We start from the raw sequence: 24,051 nt of genomic DNA on the forward strand, positions 1-24,051 counted from the left end.
GCTCCTGGTCTCTTGATTTGATGGGCGGTGCGGCGGTGCCGCACTGCGAAGCGCACTATACGTATCCGAAGAAGTGCTGCCGCCCTGGTGGACATAATCACAGCCATGAGCATCCAGACCGACGATTTCGAGCCCCAACGCCGCGCGAGCGGCGGCTCCACCGAGGATCGCCGCGTGGTGAGCGCCGCCCCCGCATCGCCGAACGAAGAGGCGATAGAGCGCGCGCTGCGCCCCAAGGGTCTGGCCGAGTACGTAGGCCAGGCCAAGGCGCGCGAGCAGCTGGAGATCTTCATCGGCGCGGCCAGGAAGCGCAGCGAGGCGATGGACCACGTGCTGCTGTTCGGCCCACCGGGCCTGGGCAAGACGACGCTCTCGCACATCATCGCCAACGAGTTGGGTGTGAACTTGCGCCAGACCTCCGGCCCGGTGCTTGAAAAGCCCAAGGACCTGGCGGCCCTGCTCACCAACCTGGAGAAGAACGACGTTCTCTTCATCGACGAGATCCACCGACTCTCGCCCGTGGTGGAAGAAATCCTCTACCCCGCGCTGGAGGACTACCAGATCGACATCATGATCGGCGAAGGCCCGGCCGCACGCTCGATCAAGCTCGACCTGCAGCCCTTCACGCTCGTGGGCGCCACCACCCGCGCCGGCATGCTGACCAACCCCTTGCGCGACCGCTTCGGCATCGTCGCGCGGCTCGAGTTCTACACCGCCGACGAACTCGCCCGCATCGTGCGCCGCTCGGCCGGGCTGCTCAACGTACCGGCCGATGCCGAAGGCGCCTTCGAGATCGCCCGCCGCTCACGCGGCACACCGCGCATCGCCAACCGGCTGCTGCGCCGCGTACGCGACTACGCCGACGTGAAAGGCGACGGCCGCATCAACAAGCCGCTGGCCGAGAAGGCACTTCAGATGCTCGACGTCGACCCGCAGGGCTTCGACGTGATGGACCGCAAGCTGCTCGAAGCCGTGATCCACCGCTTCGACGGCGGCCCGGTCGGCCTGGACAACGTGGCCGCGGCCATCGGCGAAGAGCGCGACACCATCGAAGACGTGATCGAGCCCTACCTCATCCAGCAGGGCTTTCTGCAGCGCACGCCGCGCGGGCGCATCGCCACGCTGGCGGCGTATCGGCATCTGGGGGTCACGCCGCCCAGATCCAGCGGTGGCGACCTCTTCGAAGGTGGCGCCTGACGCCGCCCGGGCCCGCGCAGGACCCACTCACAACAGGTCTTCGACCGCCAGCCAGTGGTACTTGACCGCGCTGCGCGCGCCGAAGCGCGCGGCGATTTCGGCCACGCGCTGCGTGTGAGGTGCATCGGGCGCGTAGACGAGCAGCCAGCCGCAGCCTTCCTTCGCGAGCGTCTGGTAACGCCGCATCAACGTCACCTCGTAGCCAAAGCCCGAGAGCCCACTGGCGTGCGAGAGCATGTAGTCCATCTGGGCGCTCTCTTCGTCGGCGGTGTAGTGGAGCAGGTCTTCTTCGTCGAAGCCGATCGCCCGCAGCGCGGTGTGCGCTTCGGCGGTCAGTTCATCGTCGGAGAAGGCCAGCAGCACGTGGCCGACGGGGTTGTAGGTACCCAGGGAGTGGGGCATGTCGCCCTTGGTCATCCGCTTGATCGCCATGGAGACCTCCTGTTGGAGCACAGGCTGCTCAGTCTAGGCTTGCCACCGCGGAGGTCAACTGCCGGGGCGCGCGCTCGCACACCCACCCCACGGCGCACAGCCCCGCAATGACGCCCGCGGCCGCCGCGAGCTGCTGGGGCAGGCTCATGCGATGGGCATTCCACAGCAGCAACGAGGTGGCCCCGAGCAGCCCCACGAACAGCACCCCGGCCAGCCACTGCGCGCCACGCGACATGGGCGGGTCGTAGCGCTCGACACGGGTGATGTCGAACGCCGCCTTGGGGAAGCGCGCCGCCACGTCGGCCGGCCGCCAGCCAGGGTGCTTGAACCACACGCGCAGCTTGTCGGCCCAGCTCCGCGCGTGCCACGAATCCTTGAACAGCTCGGCGTAGTACTGCAGGTTGGCCCACACCGGGTTCCAGCTGCGCAGCGGGCCGCGCGTGCCGTAGACGATCGTCTCCGCATCGTCTTCCTCGATGAAGCTGCCGAAGATCCGGTCCCACACGATGAAGATGCCGCCGTAGTTCTTGTCGAGGTACTTGTCGTTCACCGCGTGGTGAACCCGGTGGTTGCTGGGCGCGCAGAACCAGCGGTCGAACCAGCCGAGCTTGCCGATCTGCTGGGTGTGCACCCAGTACTGGTAGAGCAGGTCGATCAGCGCCACCACGCCGAACACCAGCGGCGGAAAGCCCAGCACCGCCATCGGCAGGTAGAACAGCCATCCGCCGACCCAGCCGCTGCCGGTTTGTCGCAAGGCGGTGCTCAGGTTGTAGTCCTCGCTCTGGTGGTGCACCACATGGGCCGCCCAGAACATCGCCACGGTGTGGCCCAGGCGGTGGTGCCAGTAATAGCAAAGGTCGTACAGCACCAGGCCCGTGAGCCACACCCACCACGCCTCCGCGGGAAGCTTCCAGAGCGAGGCGTGCTCAAAGACCAGCACGTACAGCCAGACGGTGAACAGGGCGCTGAACAGGCCCACCAGCTGGCTCGCGATCCCGAGCCCGATGCTGTTGAGCGCGTCGTTCAGGCGGTAGGTGTTTCGACCGCGTTTCACGCCAATGACGAATTCGAGACCGATCATCAACAGGAAGACCGGCGTGGCCAGGACGATCACTTGCGCAGGAGTCATCCCAGGATGGTGCAGGCACTCACCTTGCCGCGACCAGAGGAATGACCCCAGCGGCGCCGAGACCTCGCGTCACATAGGCAATCCCAATGACGCGAATGGGCCGATTCAATGCTGGGCCCATTCAATCCTGCGTAAGATTCCAACTGTCGATTTCTCCAACTCAATAGGAAGAAGCAATGTCCCTCATCAACACCCAAGTCCAGCCGTTCAAGACCGAAGCCTTCCACAACGGCAAGTTCATCACCGTGAGCGACGCGACGCTGAAGGGCAAGTGGTCCGTGCTGATCTTCATGCCGGCGGCCTTCACCTTCAACTGCCCGACCGAAGTGGAAGACGCGGCCGACAACTACGCCGAGTTCCAGAAGCTGGGCGCCGAGGTCTACATCGTCACGACCGACACGCACTTCTCGCACAAGGTGTGGCACGAAACCTCGCCGGCCGTCGGCAAGGCCAAGTTCCCGCTGGTGGGCGACCCCACCCACGTGCTGACCAACGCGTTCGGCGTGCACATCCCCGAAGAAGGCCTGGCCCTGCGCGGCACGTTCGTGATCAACCCCGATGGTGTCATCAAGACCGCCGAAGTGCACTCGAACGAGATCGCCCGTGACGTGAAGGAAACGCTGCGCAAGCTGAAGGCTGCCCAGTACACCGCCGCTCACCCGGGCCAGGTCTGCCCCGCCAAGTGGAACGACGGCGCCAAGACGCTGACCCCGTCGCTCGACCTCGTCGGCAAGATCTAAGTCACGTTGAAACCATGGTGCCCTGGCACCAATTGAAGCAAGGCACGCCACCCGCTCACGCAGTGGGTGGTCGAGCCGCGCTTCGCCTCGGCGCAGGCCTGCTCACGATGAGGAGGCCGGCTCCCGAAGTCGCTTGAACGACGACACCACGACGCAACACGAAAGGACGAACACCATGCTGGACGACGACCTCAAGGCCCAACTCGGCGCCTACCTTCAGCGGGTCAATCAACCCTTCGAGATCGTGGCCTCGCTGAACGACTCCGAGAGCTCCCGCGACACGCTCGAGCTGCTGCAGACCATCGTCGGCCTGCGCAGCGACATGATCACCCTGCGCACCGACGGCCAGGACGCGCGCAAGCCGTCCTTCACGCTGCAGCGCACCGGCGCCACCAACAGCCTGCGCTTTGCGGGCCTCCCGCTCGGCCACGAGTTCACCTCGCTCGTGCTGGCCCTGCTGTGGACCGGCGGCCACCCGCCCAAGGCCGAGCAGGCCGTGATCGAACAGGTGCAGGCCCTGGACGGAGACTTCAATTTCGAGGTCTACATGTCCCTCACCTGCCACAACTGCCCGGACGTGGTTCAGGCACTGAGCCTGATGGCCGTGCTCAACCCCAAGGTCAAGACGACCGTGATCGAAGGCGGCACCTTCCAGGACGAAGTGAACGCCCGCGAGATCATGGCCGTGCCCATGGTCTTCCTGAACGGCCAGGTGTTCGCCTCGGGCCGCATGACGGTCGAGGAGATCGTCGCCAAGCTCGACACCGGCGCGGCCGCCAAGGACGCCGCCAAGCTGAGCGCCAAGGACCCCTACGAGGTGCTGATCATCGGCGGAGGCCCGGCCGGTGCCGCGGCCGCGGTGTACGCCGCCCGCAAGGGCATCCGCACCGGCGTGGCGGCCGAGCGTTTCGGCGGCCAGGTGAACGACACGCTGGCGATCGAGAACTACATCTCGGTGCTGGCCACAGATGGCCCGAAGTTCGCGCTCGGCCTGGAGGCGCACGCCCGCGCCTACGAGGTCGACATCATGAACCTGCAGCGCGCCGATGCCCTCGTGCCGCCGGCCGAGCCGGGTGGCCTGGTGGAGATCAAGCTCGCCAACGGCGGCTCACTCAAAGGCAAGACGGTGATCCTCTCGACCGGCGCGCGCTGGCGCAACGTGAACGTGCCTGGCGAACAGGAATACAAGAACAAGGGCGTGGCCTACTGCCCGCACTGCGACGGCCCGCTGTTCAAGGGCAAGCGCACGGCGGTGATCGGCGGCGGCAACTCGGGTGTCGAGGCCGCAATCGATCTGGCCGGGATCGTGGCCCATGTGACGCTGGTCGAGTTCGCCGACCAGTTGAAGGCCGACGCCGTGCTGGTCAAGAAGCTGCAAAGCCTGCCCAACGTGACCATCCACACCAACGCGCAGACGACCGAGGTCACCGGCGAGGGCGGCAAGGTGAACGGTCTGCGCTACAAGGACCGCGCCACCGGTGAGGAGCACCTCGTGCCGCTGGAAGGCGTGTTCGTGCAGATCGGGCTGGTGCCCAACACCGAGTTCCTGAAGGGCACGGTGGAACTATCGCGCTTCGGCGAGATCATCGTGGACGACCGCGGCGCGACCAACGTGCCGGGCGTGTTCGCGGCGGGCGACGCGACCACGGTGCCATACAAGCAGATCGTGATCGCGGCCGGTGATGGCGCAAAGGCGGCACTCAGCGCCTTCGACTACCTGATCCGCCACTCGGCCTGACCAGACGGTGGCGCGCTCGACCGGGCCGGCTACATGCCGGCCCTTTTCATTCAGGCCGCGTGACCCACGCGGTCACTGCTCTCGTCGAGCTCGCCACCATCGAGGTGGTGCGTGTCGCTCCAGCAGACGAGGCTGAAGCCCTCTGGCGTGTAGAGCAGCCGGTTGATGCTCGCATTGCCCAGTTGCCAGGAGCGCGGCGCCTTCAGCTCGACGCGTGACGCGGCGCGGTACAGGCAGTCCATCACGCCACCGTGCGCCACCAACGCGATCGTCTCGCCCGGGTGCGCGGCGGCCAAGCGCGTGGCCACGATCACGCAGCGTGCGTAGAAGGTGGTGAGCGACTCGCCGGTGTCGCCGGGCTGGAAGTCGAGATCACGCTTGCGCCAGCGCTCGCTCTGCTCGGGCCAGCGTGCTTCGATCTCTTTGTACGTGTGCCCTTCGAACGCGCCGAAGCCGCGTTCACGCAGTTGCGCCTCCGTGTGGATGGGCAACTGCAAGGCGTGGCCGACCGCCTGCGCCGTTTGAAACGCACGCAGCAGGTCGCTCGAATAGATCGCCGAGATGCCTTCGTGCGCCACCGCCGCGGCAAGGCGCTGCGCCTGCCAGCGGCCGGTGTCGTTGAGCGGGATGTCGAGTTGGCCCTGGATGCGGGTGTCGACATTCCAGGCCGTCTCGCCATGGCGGATGGCGATGACGCGGGTCGGCTCGCCCTTCATCGGCGGCCGCCGCTCCGCCCCAGGACGGCTGGCGCCCCCTTTGGCGGGCAGGATTGAAACGACGCGGGGGCCGTCATCAAAGCAGCCGGCGGTTCAGCGTGTAGATGCCGGTGAGCGCGGCCTGCGCAAGCGTGTGCCCGGCAATCGCCTCGCGCACCTGCGCACCGGTGAACGCGCCTTCGACCGCCACCCGCGGCACTTCCAGCGCGTAGAGCGTGAACACGTAGTGGTGCAGGATCGAATCGTTGAACGGCGGGAACGGGCCGTCGTAGCCGAAGTACTGGCCGCCATTGGCTGCATCGCCCGCGAACCAGCCGGTGTAGTCATTCAGGCCGTGGCGCGCACCATGCAGCGTGGCCGGGCCGGGCTTGCCCTTGGGCGTGAAGCCGCGGCTGAACTCGCCTTCGGCGATCTCGCGCAAAGAGGGCGGCAGGTCGACCATCACCCAGTGGATGAACTCCACGCGCGGCAGGTCGCTCGGCACTTCGCGGTCGGTCTTGTTGACATCGTCGCCGCGGCTGGGCACGTCGGGGTCGTGGCAGATCAGTGCGAACGACTGCGTGCCCGCAGGCACCTCGCTCCACGCGAGATGCGGACTGAGGTTGTCGGAGAAGGTGACGCCCGACGCGTCGTCGGGCCGGCCGGCGGCATAGCGTGTGGGGATGCGCGCGCCTTCGGCGAAGCTGTTGCTCAGGAGTTTCATGGGCTGGATGTCTTGTTCGATGGGGGCGGGATCGATGGGCCGGCTCAAACGCCCCAGACGATGGGCGTGCCCGCCGCGTGCGAGCGCTTCATGGCTTCGACGAGCGGCCATACATGCTGGCGCAGGGTCACGTTGTCGCGCACCGCGGAGTGGCCCTCTTCGCCGGCCTGGTCGTCGGGCTCGTCGGATTCGGCACGCGCGCGGGCCGCGTCGTCGGCCGCCACGGCCTTCTCGATGGCCTGCATCGCCGCAGGCATGTCGGCGCATTCGATGATGCCCTTGGCCGAGGGCTGCTTGCCGATGATGCGAAGGACGCGGTCGCCCGTGGCCTCCATCATGATCACGTCACCATCGGTCTTCGACTTGAACTTGTAGATCATTTGTACATGTACCCACGGTTGAAAGGGAAACGCGATTGTGCGCCCCGCATCGTGCCGGCAGACACATCACCGCTGGGGCGTGAGGCCAACATCTGGAACAGCGAGATCCAGCCCTGCTCGAAGCTCATTGCGCTGCCGGCGAGGTACAGCCGGTAGGCACGCACCACCGACTCGCGCGTGACGGCGCGCGCCTGCAGCAGTTGCGCTTCGAGCCGGTCGCTCCAGGCCCACAGCGTGCTCGCATAGTGCGGGCGCAGGTTCTCTGCATCGACCGGCTCCAGGTTGGCCTCGCTCATGACCTTGAGCACATGCGAGACATGCATCAACTCACCGCCCGGGAAGATGTAGCGCTCGATGAAATCGCCGATGCCCGCGCCGAGCTGGTCGTTGCGCGTATTGCCCGCGGTGATGCCGTGGTTCATCAGCAGGCCACCGGGCTTGAGCAGGCGACGCACCTTGTTGAAGTACACCGGCAACTGCGCCAGGCCCACGTGCTCGAACATGCCCACCGAGGCAATGCTGTCGTAGGGCTCAGCCTCGGGCAGATCGCGGTAGTCGCACAGCTCCATGGTCACGCGGCCGCGCAGGCCGCGCTGGTCGATCAGGCGGTTCACGTGGGCATGCTGGTTTTTCGACAAGGTGATGCCGTCGGCGCGCACGCCGTAGTTCTCGGCCGCCCACAGCAGCAGCCCGCCCCAGCCGGCGCCGATGTCGAGAAAGCGCTCGCCCTCGCGCAGCATCAGCTTCCTGCAGATGTGGTCGAGCTTCGAGGCCTGGGCGCCTTCGAGCGTCATCTGCGCCTCGCGCCAGTAGGCGCAGGAGTACACCTTGCGCTCATCGAGCCAGAGGTCGTAGAACGCGTCGGAGACGTCGTAGTGGAACTGGATCTGCTGCGCATCGGCATGCGCGTGGTGGCGTGCGCGCGAGCGCGCCGCACGGGTGATGCCGCGCCACCAAAGGATCGGCAACGACGCGTTCGCCGCCTCGATGGGCTCGTTGCCCACGATCTGCGCGGCGATGTGCATCAGGTCGCGCATGCTGCCGTCGATGTCGAGCTTGCCCTCGACGTAGTCTTGCGCCACGCGGCCGATCTGTCCGGTGGCGATGTGCGCCAGCGGTGCGAGGTCGTGCAGCCGCAGCGTGACCTTTGCCTCAGCGCTGCCGATGCGCCGCCCGCCGGGCAGCACCACCGCCAGTCGCACGCCTTGCGGCGCCAGTCGTTCTTCCAGGGCTCGTTCGATTGCCAGCATCGTGTTGCACCTCGTCGCGTAACAACGGGAGCTGGCGGCGGAATCGCAGCGCGCACGCGAGCTCCGGGTCGGGTGCGATCGTAGGGGGATTTGGCTGACACCGCACCAATTGCGGGATTAGCAATTTCACTGCCAAGGCCACGGGCACGGCGACCCGCGCATCACCGGCGCCCCCGGTAATCGCTGCAGCAATAACTGCGCAGCGCGCGGGTTACTTCTGGACGAGCTGCACCGCGGCCTTGCGGCTGGGTGCGCGCGACTTGGCGGGTGCGAGCCGTTCTTCGAAGCCGCCGCTTTCGAGCGCGGGGGCATAGAGGAACCCCTGGAACTCGTGGCACCCGGCCTCGAGCAGGAACTGCCGCTGCGGTTCGGTCTCCACGCCTTCGGCGATCACGCGCAGGTTCAGCGCGCGGCCGAGCTGGATGATGGCGTTGACGATCGCCACGTCACTCGCATCGCCCGGTAGCTGGCTGACGAAGCTGCGGTCGATCTTCAAGCGGTCGATCGGGAAGCGCTTGAGGTAGCCCAGGCTGGAGTACCCGGTGCCGAAGTCGTCGATCGCCAGGCCCACGCCGAGCTGCGCCAGGGCCTCGAGCCGGTGCAGCGCATCTTGCGCGTCACGCAGCAGGATGGATTCGGTGAGTTCGAGCTCCAGCAGCGCGGGCGGCAGGTTCACGGCGCGCAATTCGCTCGCCACGCGCTCGATGAAATCCGGTTGCTGGAACTGCAGCGCCGACACGTTGATCGACACCGGCATTGACAGCCCGTTGGCACGCCACGCGGCCGCTTGCTTGACTGCCTTGGAGAGCACCCAGTCACCGATCGCGATGATGAAACCGCTCTCCTCGGCCACCGGGATGAACTCGCCGGGCGAGACCTCGCCGAGCACAGGGTCGCGCCAGCGGATCAGGGCCTCGGCGCCCACCACGGCACCGGTCTTCAGGTCGATCTGCGGTTGGTAGTGCAGGCGGAACAGGCCGCGCACCAGCGCTTGGCGCATGGCATGGTCGAGCTGCATGTTCGAGCGCTGCGTGTCGTCGGCCTTGGCCTGGTGAAAGCGGAAGCTCGCGCGGCCGGTTTCCTTCACGCGGTGCATGGCCGCATCGGCGCGCCGCATGAGTTGGTCGAGCGTGATGCCGTCGCCGGGGCACAGCGCCACGCCGATGCTGCAGGTGACGGTGAAGCTCTGGTCGTCGATCGTGAACGGCCGCGCCATGGCCTCGAGTACGCGGCGCGCGGTGGCTTCGGCGCCGGGCACGTCGGCCTGGTGCACGAGCAGCACGAATTCGTCGCCGCCCAGCCGCGCCACGGTATCGACATTGCGCAGGCAGGCCTTGATGCGCTCGGTCACTTCGAGCAGCACGCGGTCGCCCACGCCGATGCCCAGGTTGTCGTTGACCTGCTTGAAGCGGTCGAGGTTGAGCACCATCAGCGCAAACGGGTGCCCGCCGCGCTGCGACATGGCCAGCGCAAACTCGACGCGGTCGGCCAGCATGCGCCGGTTGGGCAAGCCGGTGAGCGCATCGGTCTGCGTGAGTTCTTCGATGCGCTGACGGGCGGCGATCTGCTCGCTGATGTCACGGAACGAGAACACCCGACCGATCGGGTGGCCGTGGCTGCATTGCGGCAAGGTCACGCGTTCGAGCACCTTGCCCGAGTGCAGGGTCAGGACGTCGGTGGTCTGCAGCAGCGCGGTGTCGAGGATGGCGTTCAGGCGGCGCGAGTATTCATCGGCGTCGCCACCCTGCGGCACCACCACGCTGCGGCGCATCCAGTCGTGCACTGCGCGGTCGTCGCGCTGCGTGAGCAGGTCTTCGGGCAGGCCCCACAGCGTGGCGAAGCGGCGGTTGAAGTTGCGGATGCTGCCGCTCAGGTCGGTCACGAGGATGCCATCGGCACTCGATTCGAGCGTGGCGCGCAGCTCGGCGACGCGCGATTCGAGCTCGGCCTCGGTGGCGCGCTGGCCGCTGAGGTCGCGCAGCGTCACGACGAGCGTGTCAGCGTCACCCGTCAAGCGGCTTACGCGGCGCGTCACGGGGACGATGGTGCCGTCGAAACGACGCACCACGGTGTCGGACAGGATGGCGCCGTCGTGGCCTTGGATCACGTCATCCCAGAAGGCCACGTCTTCGGCGGTGGCGCTGAGCTCGGCAGCCGAGCGGCCACACAGCGACGGCGCATCCACGCCGAGCAGCGTGCCGGCGGCCGCATTGGCGGCGGCGATGCGAAGCGTGCCAGCCTCCACCAGCCACACGGGATCGAGCAAGGTCTCGATCAGGGCCGCCCAGCGGGCGAGCCCACCCGATGCCGCCGCATCGGCGCTCACGGCCGGGGCTCCGGGCTCGGGACGTCGGGTTCGAAGAAATAGGCCACGCGCATGCGCGGCGAGAGGTAGTCGAGCGATTCGGCGGGCAGCGCCTGCGGCTTCAGGCTGCGGCGGATGCCCAGTCGGGGCTCGTCTTCGAGGTTGACGATCAGCGCCTCGTCGCGCGGCACGCGGGGCTCGTGCACCAGCACCCGCGGCTTGAGCGGGCGCGACGAGTTGACCGACACCACCATGGCATAGCGGTCGTCGGTGAGTTGCACCACCGAGCCGGGCGGGTACACGCCCATCATCTTGATGAACGCCCCGAGGATGGCCGTGTCGTAGCGGTGCTTTCCTTGTGCGAACAGCAGCGACAAGGCCTCGTGCGGCGTGAGCGCGCGCGACGGCACGTGCGGGTTGCACATGTTGTCGTAGCGGTTCACGAGCGAGACGATGCGCGCCGCGGTCGTCATGCGGTCGCTGTTGAGCTTGAGCGGGAAGCCGCTGCCATCGGCATGCTCATGGTGTTGCGCAATGACCAGCGTGGCTCCCGGCTTGAGATCCATCTTCTTGGCCAGCGTCACGCCATGGGCCACGTGCTCTTGATAGAACTGCAGTTCGGCCGGCGTGAAGTGTTCTTCGCGGTGGCGCACACGCTCGGGCAGCTCCAGCTTGCCGATGTCGTGCATCAGCGCGCCCACGCCCAGGTCGAGCATCTCGGCAGCGGGCAGGCCGAAGGTCTTGCCCATCAGCAGCGAGATCACGGCCACGTTGACGGCGTGGAACGATGACTTGTCGCCCGCGGCTTCGCTCAGCAGGCGGATGCACATCTCCTGCTGGCCGATCATCTTGTCGACGAAGGCCTGCGCCAGCGCCTCGGTCTGTTCGCGCGCCGCCTGCGGCTTGGTGGCGACGAGTTCGGTCGCCGTCTTGCAGGCGCGGGTCGCTTCGGCGAACTGGTGCTCGCACAGGATGAGCGAGCTGCGCTGCTGCACCAGAGCCTCGCGGCGCAGGCGCCGCTGCGCGGCCTCGGGCGTTTCTGCCACCACGGCGGGCGGGGCCGCCGGTGCGGCTGCGAGCGCCGAGGGTTCGGTGTTGGCTTGCGCGCCCTCGGCGGGCAGCGTGACCGGGCCGTCGACATCGTCGACAACGTCGGAATCGCTGCGCTCGGGGCTCCAGCGCACGCGCTTCTTGCCCAGCGAACGGATGGTGTTGATCTGCGCCGCCGAGCCGATCTTGAAGCTGCTCAGAGGGAACGGGTGCGACATCCAGCCGCCATCGAGATGCACGAACATCCCGATGCGCAGTTGCGCCACGTCGATCAACGATGGTGAAGAAACTTCTTTCATGCCCGGAGGCCGCAGGCCCCGATGGAAATTTGCAAGGGTGTGCTTTCTTTTCGGCGGAAGCACCCCCGACTTGAAGCCATTATGGTCAGCCACCCCCGTGCGCACCCTGCTACTTCTGACAGGGCACGGCGTGGCGCCGGAGCTTTCCGTGGAGTAATGCTCACAGCCCTGACGACGGGGTGCGCGATGAGCGCCCGCTCACCTTCGATCAGGGCGCGATTTCAGCGCTCGATCCGTGTCGACAGCACGATGGCCGAGGTGGTGCGCTCCACCCCATCGAGCGCGCCGATGCGGTCGATCAGCACGTCGAGTTCGCCGATCGACTGCGCCGCCACCACGGCGATCAGATCGAAGGGCCCGCTCACCGAATGCAGCGTGCGAACTTCGGCAATGCGCCGCAACGCCTGCTCGATCGCCCCGCTCTGCCGCGGCGCGACGGTGATGAAGATGTGCGAGCGCACCAGCGCCGCCTCGGCCGCGTCGGGCACGACGACGGTGTAGCCCAGCACCACCCGCTGGCGCTCCAGCCGCTCGATGCGGCTCTGGACCGTGGTGCGCGACAAGCCCAGCTGGCGCGCGAGTTCGGTGATCGGCGCACGCGCGTTCTCGCGCAGCAGGGCCAGCAGCGAGCGGTCGGTGGCGTCGAGGGCTGAGATGGTCATATTGATCAGATTGCATCGTCAATATGCCGAACTTTGCGCGTCGAATCGGCAAGTGTCCAGCTGCAATCTGCGAGGCGCCTGTCGAGAATTCAGTCATTCCTTCTCAACGCGCAAGGTGCGGCCATGAAAGACATCCTGGTGATCGGCGGCGGCAAGATCGGCTCGGTGGTGGCGGCCTTGCTCGCCCACACGCAAGGCGACAGACGCTACCGCGTGACGGTCGCCGACCGCTCGCCCGCGCTCCTGGCAGAGAACGAACGCGAAGCCCCGCCCGAGCGTCTCGACACCCTGGTGCTCGACGTGAACGACCCCGCGCACCTGCGCCGCGCGCTGGCGGGGCGCTTTGCGGTGCTGAGCGCCGCGCCCTTCCACCTGACCACCGCCGTGGCCGAGGCCGCACGCGAAGCCGGTGTGCACTACCTCGACCTCACCGAAGACGTGGCGAGCACGCGGCGCATCCGCGAACTGGCGCAGGGGGCATCCAGTGCCTTCATCCCGCAGTGCGGGCTGGCACCGGGTTTCATCTCGATCGCCGCGGCGGATCTTGCACGCCGCTTCGACAGCCTGGACAGCGTGCGCATGCGCGTGGGCGCGCTGCCCGCCTACCCGAGCAACGCGCTGAACTACAACCTGACCTGGAGCACCGAGGGCGTCATCAACGAGTACTGCGAGCCCTGCGAAGCCATCGTCAACGGCCAGGTGACCGAGGTGCCGGCACTCGAAGAGCGCGAGGAATTCTCGCTCGACGGCGTGCTGTACGAGGCCTTCAACACCAGCGGCGGCCTGGGCACCCTGTGCGAGACGCTGGCCGGGCGGGTGCGCACGCTCAACTACCGCACCATCCGCTACCCCGGCCACGCTGCCATCATGAAGGCGCTGCTGCATGACCTGCGCCTGCGCGATCGGCGCGATGTGCTGAAAGACATCCTGGAGAACGCCCTGCCCGCCACCATGCAGGACGTGGTGATCGTCTTCGTGACGGTGGCCGGCCTGCGCGACGGCCGCCTGCAGCAGGAGACCTACGCGCGCAAGATCTACAGCCATGTGCTGGCCGGGCGCATGCGCAGCGCGATCCAGATCACCACCGCGAGCAGCCTCTGCGCCATGCTCGACATGCTGGCAAGGGGCCAATTGCCGCAGCAGGGTTTTGTACGCCAGGAAGACGTGCGGCTCGATGACTTTCTGGCCAACCGGTTCGGCCATGTCTACGCGATGGATGCGCTGGCGCACGCCGCCTGACGCGCCCCGCACGCCGCGCGAGGGCCGGACCCCCTAGTTTTCAGTCGCCTGCGCCCCCCTAAAACAGCGGGGGGCGGTGGCCGAAGGTCATCTGACTTCAGGCGCATTTGCACTACCTTTTGGGCGGGGCAAATTGCGACCATGACCACACCCGCCTACGACAGTGAAGCCACCATCGGCCACGGCCTGACACCGAGCTCGACGCGCGAGAGGGCGTTCGACGAGCCGGCCAACGCCTTGCCCGCCGGCACCAAGCTGGGCGAGTTCTCGGTGCTGTCGGTGATCGGCGAGGGCGGCTTCGGCATCGTGTACTACGCCTACGACCACTCGCTCGGCCGGCAGGTGGCCATCAAGGAATACATGCCGGCGCAACTGGCCTCGCGCACGCGCGCGCTCACGGTGTCGGTGCGCTCGGAGCGCCACGCCGAGACCTTTGCCACCGGGCTGCGCAGCTTCATCAACGAGGCGCGCCTGCTCGCGCAGTTCGACCACCCCTGCCTGCTCAAGGTGCACCGATTCTGGGAGGCCAACGGCACCGCCTACATGGCCATGCCGTACCACGCCGGCGTGACGCTCGAACGCAGCCTGCGCCAACGCGCCACGCCACCCGACGAAACCTGGCTGCTCGAACTGCTGCAGCACCTGCTGAGCGCGCTCGAGCAGATGCACACGGCCCATTGCTACCACCGCGACATCGCGCCCGACAACATCCTCATGCAGCCGAACGGGCGGCCGCTGCTGCTCGACTTCGGCGCGGCGCGCCACGTGATCGGCGACATGCAGCGCGCGCTCACCGTGATCCTGAAGACCGGTTACGCGCCGGTCGAGCAGTACGGCGACGTGCCCGACATGCCCGACATGAAGCAAGGCGCCTGGACCGACCTTTACGCGCTCGGCGCGCTGGTGCACTTTGCGATCACCGGGCACACGCCGCCGCCGGCCGTGCAGCGCTTTCTGGAGGACCGCTATCAACCGCTGGCGCAGGTGGCTGCCGGGCGCTACAGCCCACGCTTCCTGAGCGCCATCGACCGCGCGCTGGCGCTGCGGCCGAGGGGGCGGCCGCAGAGCGTGGCCGAGATGCGCGAGTTGCTGGGCCTGGTGACGCCTGCGGCAGCGCCGGCGCCCGGCCCAGAGCCTGCCGCGGCGCCGGCCCCCGCCCCCACTCCGATGCCAACGGTGGCTGCGCGGTCTGCCGAATCGGTCGAACCGGCCGCCGCAGCTCCAGCGCCGCGCGCTGCCGCGTCAGACGAACCCACGCGGGCACCGCCACCTGCGTTCCCGCCGGCCGAACCGGCGACGCGCCCGGAACCGGCTGTGGCGCCCGCCCGCCCCCCTGAGACTGAACCCGAGCGAACCGACGCGGCGAGCGCATGGCGGGCCCACGCCACCGCAACACACGCCGCGGTGCTGCCCGCGCCCGCCAGCGCGCGCCTGAAGCGCTATCGGCTCGCGTTCGTCGGTACCGGCGTGGCGGCGAGCGTGGCCGCCCTGATCGGCCTCGCAATCCTGTGGGGCGGCTCCGGGCCCGAGCTGACGGCGGGCAGTGTCGCGCCCCTCCCGATCGACCCGCCCACACCCGAGGAGTGGCTGGCCCGCCACCCGCCCGCCGCAGGGCCGGCCACCGTGCCGCCCGCAGCCACCGACACCGACTCCGCAACTGCGACCACACCGCCAGACAGCACGCGCGCCATGTCGGGCGTCGTGACGCCGGCCGACGACACCCCGCCCGCGGCGCCAGCCGCAGCAGTGGCGGCGCGCCCAGCGCCGATCGACACACCACCGATCCCGGCCCCGCCCATCGCGGTGCCGCCCCTATCGCCACCGCCGATCGACGCCGTGCCATCACGCGCGGCGCCTCAGCCGCCGGGCGAGGCAGCGCCCGCGCCCCGCCCCGCGCGCGCAGCGACCGCCGCGCACCCGGCCCCGGCACACAAGCCTGCCGCGCAGCCGGCAGACACCGACAACAAGCCGACGATGTCGCGGCAATGCATCGACATCATCCAGCGCGTTTCACTCGGGGAGCCTCTGTCGAGCGAGGAACGCGAACTACTCAAGAAGGAGTGTGGTCAATGAAATCGAATCTCATCCGCGGCGTCTCCGGCCGTACGCTCGCCTACCTCGTCCTGCTCGGTGCCCTGATGCTCGTCGGCTGCGCCACCCCGCCGCCCGCGGCACGCACCGACGAGTTGCCCTTCGACGAGGCCGCCGCCGTCGCCACCGACAACCTGATGGCGCAGACGCAGCAGTTGCCGGCCTTCGTCTCCAAGCTCACGAACCGCGCCGTGGTGATCGACCCGATGTTCGACAACCCCTCGGGCCAGCAGACCGCGCTCACCCGCCAGCTCGAAGACCGCGTCTCCGACCGGCTGCGCGGCGCGCAGGTCGAGGTGCTGCCCTTTCAGCCGGCCAGCCTCGCCAAGGCCCAGTACCTGCTGACGGGCACGCTCACGCGCGTGATCGCAGCGGCAGGCAACCAGCACCCGCCCTTCCAGATCGACCTCGCGCTCACCGACACCAAGAGCGGCAAGGTGGTGGCGCAGGCGTCGTCCCGAGCGCGAGACGACAAGCTCGACACCACGCCCACGCCCTACTACCGCGACAGCCCCTTCCTCGTGAAGGACAAGGTGGTCGAGGGCTACCTGCGCACCAGCAGCACGCAGCCCGGCCAGCCGGCCGATTCGGCCTACTTCGAGCGCGTGACGACCGCGGCCACCATCAACGAAGCGACACAGCTCTACAACAGCGACAAGTACCGTGAGTCACTCGACATGTACAAGGTGGCGCTCGCCACGCCCAGCGGCGAGCAGATGCGCACGCTCAACGGCATCTACCTCGCAAGCTGGAAGCTCGGCCGCAACGGCGAGGCCGAGCAGGCCTTCAGCAAGGTGGTGGAACACGGCATCTCGAACAACAACCTGGGCGTGAAGTTCCTCTTCAACCCGAACAGCACGGAGTTCTGGTCCGACCAGAAGGTGAGCGGCCCCTACAACCTGTGGCTGCGCCAGATCGCGCGGCAAAGCGCCAGCGCCAAGGTGTGCATGAACGTGGTCGGCCACACCAGCCGCACCGGCAGCGAGCCGTACAACGACAAACTCTCGGCCCAGCGCGCCACCGTGATCCGCCAGCGCCTCACCAGCGAGGCCCCCGAGTTGTCGGCACGCACCAAGGCCAGTGGCGTGGGCTACCGCGAGAACATCATCGGCACCGGCACCGACGACGCAAGCGATGCGCTCGACCGCCGCGTGGAGTTCAAGATCGTGGGTTGTCGAGCCAGCACCGATTCCGTCTAGCGGGACAACCCCGCCACCCGCTGGGCGGGATAATTCGGCTCCAAGAATCACCCTCACATTCAGGAGCCGACATGTCCCAGCAAGCCTTCATCTGCGACGCGATTCGCACCCCCTTCGGCCGTTACGGCGGTGCACTGTCGTCGGTGCGTGCTGACGACCTGGGCGCCGTGCCGCTCAAGGCGCTGATGGCTCGCAACCCGAACGTGGACTGGGCCGCGATCACCGACGTGATCTACGGCTGCGCCAACCAGGCCGGTGAAGACAACCGCAACGTGGCGCACATGTCGTCGCTGCTCGCCGGCTTGCCCATCGAGTTGCCGGGCGCCACGATCAACCGCCTGTGCGGCTCGGGCATGGACGCGGTGGGCACCGCCGCGCGCGCCATCAAGGCTGGCGAAGCGCAACTGATGATCGCGGGTGGTGTCGAGAGCATGAGCCGCGCGCCCTTCGTGATGCCCAAGGCCGAGAGCGCGTTCAGCCGCAGCAACGCGGTGTACGACACCACCATCGGCTGGCGCTTCGTCAACAAGCTGATGAAGGAGATGTACGGCGTCGACTCCATGCCCGAGACGGCCGAGAACGTGGCGGTCGACTACAAGATCGAGCGCGAAGCGCAGGACCGCATGGCACTCGCCTCGCAGCTCAAGGCCGTGGCCGCGCAGAAGAGCGGCTTCTTCGATGCCGAGATCACGCCGGTGACCATCGCGCAGAAGAAGGGCGACCCGATCGTCGTGAACAAGGACGAGCACCCGCGCGAAACATCGCTCGAGGCCCTCGCCAAGCTGAAGGGCGTGGTGCGCCCCGACGGCAGCGTGACCGCCGGCAATGCCTCGGGCGTGAACGACGGCGCCGTGGCCCTGCTGCTCGCCACCGACTCCGCCGCCGGCAAGTACGGCCTCACGCCGCGTGCGCGCATCGTCGGCATGGCGACCGCTGGCGTTGCACCGCGCATCATGGGCATGGGCCCGGCGCCCGCCACGCGCAAGGTGCTCGCGCTCACCGGCTTGAAGCTCGACCAGATCGACGTGATCGAACTCAACGAAGCCTTCGCCGCGCAAGGCCTCGCGGTGCTGCGCGACCTGGGCCTGAAGGACGACGATGCACGCGTCAACCCCAACGGCGGCGCGATCGCGCTCGGCCACCCGCTGGGCGCGAGCGGTGCGCGCCTGGTCACCACCGCGGTGAACCAGTTGCACAAGACCGGTGGCCGCTACGCGCTGTGCACGATGTGCATCGGCGTCGGCCAGGGCATCGCGATCGTGATCGAGCGGGTCTGATCGCGCAGACCCTTCAAGGTAGGGAGAAGCCACCGACTAGGGATTGAGCCAGCCGTCTCCAGCGCATTTACTGAAGGAACCGCAGACACACGTCTGCTTGTTCCTCAGGGGAGACGACACATGGCCACCACCTACCGCATCCATCCGGCGATCGGCGTTGCCCGCATCGGCAACAGCCCGGAGTTCTTCATCGGGCCCGAACGCCTGCGCGAGATCCCGGAGCCCACCGGCGGTTTCAAGGACGCGCAATGCCGCGTCAAGCGGCAAGCCGCGCGCTTTCGCATTTACGCGCACCACGACGACAACACGGTCGAAGAGATCACCGACGCCGAGGCGGAGATCACCTGGTCCGTTCACCTGGTCAACAAGAAGGCAGCCTACCCCGGGCGTGGCAACTCCGAGTCGGCCACCGACCTGACCATCGACCCCGGCGCGCGCAGCACCACCGGCCCCAACCAGCAGCAACTGTTCGACACCGGCCAGATCCGCTTCTCGGGCCAGGCGGCCACCACAGTGCCGCTGGGCGAGATGCGCAGCGACACGCAGAACCGCCTGCTGGTCCTTGGCGGCGCGGGCAGCGCCGCATCGCCTGCCGGCAATGGCATCGGCAACTTCTGGGCGAATGCCGGCTGGTACGACGACATCGCCGACGGGCCCGTCACGGCCACCATCACCCTGCGCGCGACCAACACGTCGCCACCGGTCGTCGGGGCCTGGGTCATCACCACGCCGCCGAAGTTCTCGCCCCACCAGGACAGCGCGACCACGCTGTACGACCGCATCTTCGAGGCCATGGTCGGCGCCAACCTCGCCACCGCGCCCACCAGCACCTCGTACACCGACGACGTCTATCCGATCCTGCAACGTGCGCGCGACATCAAGTGGGTCGTCAACACCAGCGCTCACGGATGGCCCGACCCGGTGGTCGCCCAAGGCGAGCGCAACGCGATCTTCAACCGCCTGCGCCCCAACAGCAACATGCCCGCGATCAACGGGTCGGACCCGGGCCTGACGACGCTGCAGTTCGCGCACATGGAGCGCTGGAACAACAACAACTTCACCAACGACTGGGCCGGCGTGCCCGCCCCCGAAGCCGATGTCTCCCCCGCCGGACTGGACCGCGCGGCGCTGGAGGCGTGTGTGGGCGCGGCGTTCTTTCCCGGCATCGAAGCCGGCGGCAAGGACGCAAGCAACCGCCCGATCCTTGATGCAGGCAACTACCTGGAGGCATTTCGCATCGATGCCGCGAATGTGGCGCCGGGCACCATCAGCGCGTCGATGGCGCTGCCGTGGCAGGCCGACTTCATCGCCTGCGGCACGAACTGGTGGCCCGTGCCGCGCCCCAACCAGGTCAAGCCGCAGGGCACCAACACCTACCAGGACTGGCTGCGTGGCATCACCGGCTCCGAGGACATGGTGGCGCGCTGGCACATGCTCGGGTTTGTGGTCAAGCAAGGCAACACGCATGTGGAAGTGGAGCGCTGCGACACCGCATCCATCACGCTGCTGACGCCCTACCTCAACTTTGCCGACGTGCCGCGCGGCCCGATGGGCATGGTGCGCGAGCAGCCGATGGCGATCAGCTTCGAAGTCAGCTCGCCCGGCAGTGCCGTGACGCTCGAGTACGCGCCGGGGGGTGGCCTCACGCATGCGCAGCTCGTGCCGGGCAACACCACCGTGACGGTCGGCCCGACCTCGGGCAGCGAGATCGTCACCGCGCGCCTGTGGGTGATCTACCGCACCGGCGCGGCGCCCTCGGCCATCCCGACGCAGAACGTGACGGTGCGCGAACCCGTGAGCGGCCAGACCTGGAACATCACGATCGACGCCAACACGGTGGCCCGCAAGACGGCCGCGGTGGCGCTGGTGCTCGACCGCTCGGGCAGCATGGCCGAAGACCGCGGCGACGGCCAGAGCAAGCACGCCTCGCTGCAGCAGGCGGCCGAGACCTTTGTCGACGTGATGCTCGAAGGCGATGGCGTGGGGCTGGTTCGCTACGACCACGACGCCCAGGTGGTGCAGCCCGTGGTGCTGCTCGGCAGCGGCGGCGTGAGCGACCTCAACCGCGGCAACACCATCGACCTGATCCGCGGCAACAGCTTCGACCCGGCTGGCGCCACCTCCATCGGCGACGGCATCTTCGAAGGGCGCAACATTCTCGACAACGCCGGAGCCTTCGACGTGAAGGCCCTCACCGTGCTGACCGACGGCGTGGAGAACAGCGACCGCTACATCGCCGACGTGGCCGGCTCGATCAACGAGCTCACCTACGCCATCGGGCTGGGCACGCCACAGAACACCAGCGCCGCCGCGCTGCAGAACATCTCGGGCAACAACGGCGGCTTCCTGCTGATCACCGGGGCCATCGACACCGACAAGCGCTTCCTGCTGCAGAAATACTTCCTGCAGATTCTGGCCGGCGTGAGCAACGCCGAAATCGTGCTCGACCCCGACGGGCAGCTGGTGCCCGGCGCGGTGCACCGCATCCCGTTCCAGCTGACCGACGCCGACAACGGTGTCGACGTGATCCTGCTCAGCCCCTATGTGCATTCGATCGACTTCCGCCTGCAGACGCCGACCGGTCTGATCCTCGAACCCTGGCGAGCGCTGAGCGAGCCGGCCATGCGCTACGTGCTGGGCAAGGAGGTGAGTTACTACCGCCTCGTGCTGCCCACCCAGCTGGTGGCCAACCGCTTCGACCAGGGCGGCACCTGGCACGCGCTGCTGACCATCGGCAAGCCGCGCACGCGGCCGAGCGAAGGCAGCGAAGACGGCGTCGACCTCTCCATCCTGCGGGGCCTGCACGCCAGCCCCGCGACGCGGCAGCGCACCCTGCAGGCGGCGGGCATGCCCACCGAGCTGCAGCGCCAGTTCGCGCTGGCGCAAGGTGTCGGCAGCGGGCGCGCGGCCGACCTGGTGGCTGCAACCGACATGGCCGCGTCAAGCGGCGGGCGCCGCACCCTGCCCTACAGCCTGATCGTGCACAGCTACTCCAGCGTGTCCTTGCGCGCCGAGATGCAGCAAAGCGGCTACGAGCCCGGCGCGCTGATGAAGGTGCAGGCCACGCTCACGCAATCGGGCCTGCCGCTCGACGGCGCAGCCACGGTCTGGGCCGAGCTGACGCGGCCCGACCGCAGCATGGCCACGGTCGCCTTCCACCTCATCGAGCCCGGCCTGTACGCAGCCGAGTTCGCGGCGGGCAGCGTGGGCACCTACCAGTTGCGGGTGCGAGCACACGGCAAGACCCGCCGCGGCCTGCCCTTCACGCGAGAGCGCAGCCTCACGGCCGCCGTCTGGCGTGGTGGCGATCGCGATGCAGACGCGAGCACCGGCCACGGCGGGCGGCCCGGCGGCAGCCAGGGCTCGCTGTGCGAGTTGCTCGAATGCCTGCTCAAGCGGGGTGCGCTCATCGAGCCCGAACTCGAAAAGCGTCTGCAGGCGGCTGGCCTGAACCTCGACGCGCTGCGCAAATGCCTCGATGGCCACTGCAGCCATGGCCGCAAGGGCGATCCGCGGCAGGACGGCTGACGACCATGCCGGCGACGCACGACACCGTGTTCGATGTGGCCATCGTCGGCGCCGGCCCCGCCGGCGCGGCCACCGCCCGCCGCGCCTCGCAGGCCGGGCTGAGCGTGCTGCTGCTCGAGCGCAGCCGCATTGATGCGCCGCGCATCGGCGAGAGCCTCGCCCCGGACGTCCAGCCGGCCCTGCGCGCGCTGAGCCTCTGGAGCGATTTCCTCGCGCTCGGCCCCTTGCCCTCGTGGGGCACGCGCAGCGTGTGGGGCGAGGTGCAGGCGCAGTCGCACAGCCACCTTCAAAGCCCCTGGGGCTGCGGCTGGCACGTCGACCGCGCCGCCTTCGACCGCCTGCTCGCCCAGGCCGCGCGCGCCAGCGGTGCGCAACTTTGTGAGGGCACCGGGCTTCGCGGTTTGAACTTCGACAACGACGGCAATACGTGGGTGCTGCAAACCACCGATGCGGCCGCGGCGCCACTGCGCGCAAGGGTCGTCGTCGACGCAACCGGCCGGCGCGCCCAGATCGCACGCGCCCTGGGCGCCCGGCGGCTGCGCTTCGATGGCCTGGTGGGTGTGGCGGTGCGCTGGCGAGGCGCGCCCCGCAGCGAGCAGGGCCACCTGCTGGTCGAAACCACCCGCGAGGGCTGGTGGTACTCCGCGCCACTGCCCTCGGGCGACATGGTGGCCATGCTCATGACCGACGCAGACCTGTGCGCTCGTCAGGCCCTCGGCCGCGCTCCGGGATGGCATGCGGCGCTGGCCGATGCCCCGCTGACCCGGCAGCGCCTGGGCGCGGCCCGCTGCGACTCCGCGCCGCAGGTGCATTGCGCGCACAGCCAGCGGCTGCGTCAGGACCCGGCGCAGGCACAGGGGCCGTGGCTTGCGGTCGGCGACGCGGCACTCGCGGTCGACCCGGTGTCGGGCAGCGGGGTGCTGCGCTCCCTGCACATGGCACAGGCCGCCGCGCAGGCGGTGCAGCACGTGATTTCCGCAGGGCATGCCGACTGGCGCGCCCCGCTTGCAGCGTACGAGGCCGAGCGCGATGCCGAATGCAGCCAGTTCCTGATCGAGCGAGCCCATTACTACGCGGCAGAGTCGCGGTTCAACAGCCCCTTCTGGCAGCGCCGCGGCGGCCCCGGCATGACAGTGGCCGCCCACCCGCCGCAGCTCGAATTCGCGTAGCCGGCCGCGCCCGCACGCCGGGGCGATCTGCAGCCCAGGCAGCCGTGGGATGGAAATCGGTGCGGGGTCAGCCCCGATTGCAGCGCCACGGGGCCTGCCTAGACTTCGCTGCAGGTGTCCCTGTAAGCACGAGGCAGAGCAATGCAGTCCTGGCAGATCGAGCCGCAAGGCGTTACCCGGCACGGTGTGCAGGCCAGCTTGGCCGGCGTGATTGGCGCCATCGGCAGCACCGCGTTCGCCGGCAGCGCGCTGGCCAGCGTGAACGGCGCGCTCAATGCGGCGTCGTGGGCGGTCTACAGCGTCTGGCGCGATCGCGCGCCGGTGCTTCACCTGTCGTCGAGCCACGGCGTGCAAGACACGACGCGCGATTGCTTCCGCGCCTACCAAGAGGGCCTGTACCGCAGCGACCGCAGCTTCGACGCGGCGCACGCCCCCGCGGCCCGCGGCCAGGCGCTGATGCTGCGGCTTGCGGCGCGCGAGTTCAACAACCCGGCACACCGCGACGCCATCTACCAGCGCCACGGCATGTGCGAGCGGCTGTCGGTGGTCGAGCCGCAGGCCGATGGCTCGGTGCTGGCCGTCAACCTCTATCACCATGAGCACCAGGGCGCGTTCGGTCCGGGGGAGTTGGAGAACTTCGAGCACCTCGCCGTCGGCCTGCTGGCCACGGTGCGCCGGCACATCGCCTTGACGGATGCCACTGCGCCGTCACGCCCCGACCTGGCTCAACTGCGAAGCGCACTGCAGCGTCGGTACGAAGCCATGCCGGCGCGCGAGCTCGACGTGTGCGCGCGGCTGCTGCAAGGCCTGAGCTACGACGGCATCGCGGCCGACCTCGGCCTCACGGTGGCCACCGTCAAGACCTACCGCCGCCGCGCCTTCGAGCGCATGGGCTTGCACTTCAAGAGCGAGTTGTTCGCAGCCTTCGTGGGCTGCGACTGAGCCGC

The 24,051-nt window shown here is 68.4% G+C and carries 19 protein-coding genes; 10 read left to right on the plus strand and 9 right to left on the minus strand.

Annotation, left to right across the window (positions count from 1 at the left end; translation table 11 throughout):
• Positions 1 to 105 precede the first annotated feature (105 nt).
• Positions 106 to 1,197, plus strand: coding sequence for a Holliday junction branch migration DNA helicase RuvB (gene ruvB / locus AC1KAR_RS07725; RefSeq protein ID WP_480316150.1), 1,092 nt, complete (start codon positions 106 to 108; stop codon positions 1,195 to 1,197).
• Positions 1,198 to 1,224: 27 nt separating this feature from the next.
• Here ruvB and AC1KAR_RS07730 read toward each other — a convergent pair whose 3' ends face one another.
• Both AC1KAR_RS07730 and AC1KAR_RS07735 read right to left on the minus strand, forming a co-directional pair.
• Positions 1,225 to 1,629, minus strand: coding sequence for a hypothetical protein (locus AC1KAR_RS07730; RefSeq protein ID WP_480316152.1), 405 nt, complete (start codon positions 1,627 to 1,629; stop codon positions 1,225 to 1,227).
• A gap of 28 nt (positions 1,630 to 1,657) precedes the next feature.
• Positions 1,658 to 2,758 carry a sterol desaturase family protein gene (locus tag AC1KAR_RS07735; RefSeq protein WP_480316154.1) on the minus strand — a complete coding sequence of 367 codons (1,101 nt, stop codon included), beginning with the start codon at positions 2,756 to 2,758 and terminating at the stop codon, positions 1,658 to 1,660.
• 176 nt (positions 2,759 to 2,934) lie between these two features.
• Here AC1KAR_RS07735 and ahpC point away from each other — a divergent pair, with 176 nt between their 5' ends.
• Positions 2,935 to 3,498: an alkyl hydroperoxide reductase subunit C gene (ahpC, locus tag AC1KAR_RS07740; RefSeq protein WP_480316156.1), complete on the plus strand. Its 564-nt coding sequence runs from the start codon at positions 2,935 to 2,937 to the stop codon at positions 3,496 to 3,498.
• Positions 3,499 to 3,673: 175 nt separating this feature from the next.
• Positions 3,674 to 5,236: an alkyl hydroperoxide reductase subunit F gene (ahpF, locus tag AC1KAR_RS07745; protein ID WP_480316158.1), complete on the plus strand. Its 1,563-nt coding sequence runs from the start codon at positions 3,674 to 3,676 to the stop codon at positions 5,234 to 5,236.
• Positions 5,237 to 5,286: 50 nt separating this feature from the next.
• Here the strand turns inward: ahpF and AC1KAR_RS07750 are convergent, their stop codons facing one another.
• From AC1KAR_RS07750 to AC1KAR_RS07780, 7 genes are all read right to left on the minus strand, one after another.
• Positions 5,287 to 5,952: a histidine phosphatase family protein gene (locus AC1KAR_RS07750; RefSeq protein ID WP_480316160.1), complete on the minus strand. Its 666-nt coding sequence runs from the start codon at positions 5,950 to 5,952 to the stop codon at positions 5,287 to 5,289.
• A gap of 76 nt (positions 5,953 to 6,028) precedes the next feature.
• Positions 6,029 to 6,655, minus strand: coding sequence for a YbhB/YbcL family Raf kinase inhibitor-like protein (locus AC1KAR_RS07755; protein ID WP_480316162.1), 627 nt, complete (start codon positions 6,653 to 6,655; stop codon positions 6,029 to 6,031).
• A 44-nt stretch (positions 6,656 to 6,699) separates the two neighbouring features.
• On the minus strand, positions 6,700 to 7,035 hold the full coding sequence (locus tag AC1KAR_RS07760) for a DUF1840 domain-containing protein (protein WP_480316164.1): 336 nt from the start codon (positions 7,033 to 7,035) through the stop codon (positions 6,700 to 6,702).
• The gene (locus tag AC1KAR_RS07765; RefSeq protein WP_480316166.1) at positions 7,032 to 8,285 is read right to left on the minus strand and encodes a class I SAM-dependent methyltransferase; all 1,254 of its coding nucleotides are present in this window, start codon (positions 8,283 to 8,285) and stop codon (positions 7,032 to 7,034) included. Before AC1KAR_RS07765 ends, AC1KAR_RS07760 begins: the two co-directional genes overlap by 4 nt.
• 211 nt (positions 8,286 to 8,496) lie before the next feature.
• Positions 8,497 to 10,611, minus strand: a complete 2,115-nt coding sequence (locus AC1KAR_RS07770; RefSeq protein WP_480316168.1) for a putative bifunctional diguanylate cyclase/phosphodiesterase — start codon at positions 10,609 to 10,611, stop codon at positions 8,497 to 8,499.
• Positions 10,608 to 11,939: a cyclic di-GMP phosphodiesterase gene (locus AC1KAR_RS07775; RefSeq protein WP_480316170.1), complete on the minus strand. Its 1,332-nt coding sequence runs from the start codon at positions 11,937 to 11,939 to the stop codon at positions 10,608 to 10,610. Before AC1KAR_RS07775 ends, AC1KAR_RS07770 begins: the two co-directional genes overlap by 4 nt.
• 221 nt (positions 11,940 to 12,160) lie before the next feature.
• Positions 12,161 to 12,601, minus strand: coding sequence for an Lrp/AsnC family transcriptional regulator (locus tag AC1KAR_RS07780; RefSeq protein ID WP_480316172.1), 441 nt, complete (start codon positions 12,599 to 12,601; stop codon positions 12,161 to 12,163).
• Positions 12,602 to 12,724: 123 nt separating this feature from the next.
• Here AC1KAR_RS07780 and AC1KAR_RS07785 point away from each other — a divergent pair, with 123 nt between their 5' ends.
• The 7 genes from AC1KAR_RS07785 to AC1KAR_RS07815 all read left to right on the plus strand — a co-directional run bounded on the left by AC1KAR_RS07785 (position 12,725) and on the right by AC1KAR_RS07815 (position 24,046).
• A complete protein-coding gene (locus AC1KAR_RS07785) occupies positions 12,725 to 13,840 on the plus strand; it encodes a saccharopine dehydrogenase family protein (protein ID WP_480316174.1) in 1,116 nt (371 codons plus the stop codon).
• Positions 13,841 to 13,981: 141 nt separating this feature from the next.
• Complete coding sequence (locus AC1KAR_RS07790) at positions 13,982 to 15,913, plus strand: serine/threonine protein kinase (RefSeq protein ID WP_480316175.1); 1,932 nt, start codon at positions 13,982 to 13,984, stop codon at positions 15,911 to 15,913.
• Positions 15,910 to 17,130: an OmpA family protein gene (locus tag AC1KAR_RS07795; protein ID WP_480316177.1), complete on the plus strand. Its 1,221-nt coding sequence runs from the start codon at positions 15,910 to 15,912 to the stop codon at positions 17,128 to 17,130. The genes AC1KAR_RS07790 and AC1KAR_RS07795 overlap by 4 nt, the downstream gene beginning before the upstream one ends.
• 71 nt (positions 17,131 to 17,201) lie before the next feature.
• Positions 17,202 to 18,407 carry a 3-oxoadipyl-CoA thiolase gene (gene pcaF / locus AC1KAR_RS07800; protein ID WP_480316179.1) on the plus strand — a complete coding sequence of 402 codons (1,206 nt, stop codon included), beginning with the start codon at positions 17,202 to 17,204 and terminating at the stop codon, positions 18,405 to 18,407.
• Positions 18,408 to 18,527: 120 nt separating this feature from the next.
• Positions 18,528 to 21,935, plus strand: a complete 3,408-nt coding sequence (locus AC1KAR_RS07805; RefSeq protein ID WP_480316181.1) for a LodA/GoxA family CTQ-dependent oxidase — start codon at positions 18,528 to 18,530, stop codon at positions 21,933 to 21,935.
• 5 nt (positions 21,936 to 21,940) lie between these two features.
• On the plus strand, positions 21,941 to 23,104 hold the full coding sequence (locus AC1KAR_RS07810; RefSeq protein ID WP_480316183.1) for an NAD(P)/FAD-dependent oxidoreductase: 1,164 nt from the start codon (positions 21,941 to 21,943) through the stop codon (positions 23,102 to 23,104).
• Between the two features lie 141 nt (positions 23,105 to 23,245).
• A complete protein-coding gene (locus tag AC1KAR_RS07815; protein ID WP_480316185.1) occupies positions 23,246 to 24,046 on the plus strand; it encodes a response regulator transcription factor in 801 nt (266 codons plus the stop codon).
• Positions 24,047 to 24,051: the final 5 nt, after the last annotated feature.

The sequence above is a fragment of the Piscinibacter sp. PDB1-1 genome (genome assembly GCF_056675995.1).

Bases quoted from the DNA above. Each gene is read 5' to 3' on its own strand.
- ruvB (WP_480316150.1), top strand. From the start codon at position 106: ATGAGCATCCAGACCGACGATTTCGAGCCCCAACGCCGCGCGAGCGGC.
- AC1KAR_RS07765 (WP_480316166.1), bottom strand. From the start codon at position 8,285: ATGCTGGCAATCGAACGAGCCCTGGAAGAACGACTGGCGCCGCAAGGC.
- AC1KAR_RS07775 (WP_480316170.1), bottom strand. From the start codon at position 11,939: ATGAAAGAAGTTTCTTCACCATCGTTGATCGACGTGGCGCAACTGCGC.
- ahpF (WP_480316158.1), top strand. From the start codon at position 3,674: ATGCTGGACGACGACCTCAAGGCCCAACTCGGCGCCTACCTTCAGCGG.
- AC1KAR_RS07750 (WP_480316160.1), bottom strand. From the start codon at position 5,952: ATGAAGGGCGAGCCGACCCGCGTCATCGCCATCCGCCATGGCGAGACG.
- AC1KAR_RS07785 (WP_480316174.1), top strand. From the start codon at position 12,725: ATGAAAGACATCCTGGTGATCGGCGGCGGCAAGATCGGCTCGGTGGTG.
- AC1KAR_RS07735 (WP_480316154.1), bottom strand. From the start codon at position 2,758: ATGACTCCTGCGCAAGTGATCGTCCTGGCCACGCCGGTCTTCCTGTTG.
- AC1KAR_RS07790 (WP_480316175.1), top strand. From the start codon at position 13,982: ATGACCACACCCGCCTACGACAGTGAAGCCACCATCGGCCACGGCCTG.
- AC1KAR_RS07755 (WP_480316162.1), bottom strand. From the start codon at position 6,655: ATGAAACTCCTGAGCAACAGCTTCGCCGAAGGCGCGCGCATCCCCACA.
- ahpC (WP_480316156.1), top strand. From the start codon at position 2,935: ATGTCCCTCATCAACACCCAAGTCCAGCCGTTCAAGACCGAAGCCTTC.
- AC1KAR_RS07815 (WP_480316185.1), top strand. From the start codon at position 23,246: ATGCAGTCCTGGCAGATCGAGCCGCAAGGCGTTACCCGGCACGGTGTG.
- pcaF (WP_480316179.1), top strand. From the start codon at position 17,202: ATGTCCCAGCAAGCCTTCATCTGCGACGCGATTCGCACCCCCTTCGGC.
- AC1KAR_RS07730 (WP_480316152.1), bottom strand. From the start codon at position 1,629: ATGGCGATCAAGCGGATGACCAAGGGCGACATGCCCCACTCCCTGGGT.
- AC1KAR_RS07795 (WP_480316177.1), top strand. From the start codon at position 15,910: ATGAAATCGAATCTCATCCGCGGCGTCTCCGGCCGTACGCTCGCCTAC.
- AC1KAR_RS07810 (WP_480316183.1), top strand. From the start codon at position 21,941: ATGCCGGCGACGCACGACACCGTGTTCGATGTGGCCATCGTCGGCGCC.
- AC1KAR_RS07760 (WP_480316164.1), bottom strand. From the start codon at position 7,035: ATGATCTACAAGTTCAAGTCGAAGACCGATGGTGACGTGATCATGATG.
- AC1KAR_RS07780 (WP_480316172.1), bottom strand. From the start codon at position 12,601: ATGACCATCTCAGCCCTCGACGCCACCGACCGCTCGCTGCTGGCCCTG.
- AC1KAR_RS07805 (WP_480316181.1), top strand. From the start codon at position 18,528: ATGGCCACCACCTACCGCATCCATCCGGCGATCGGCGTTGCCCGCATC.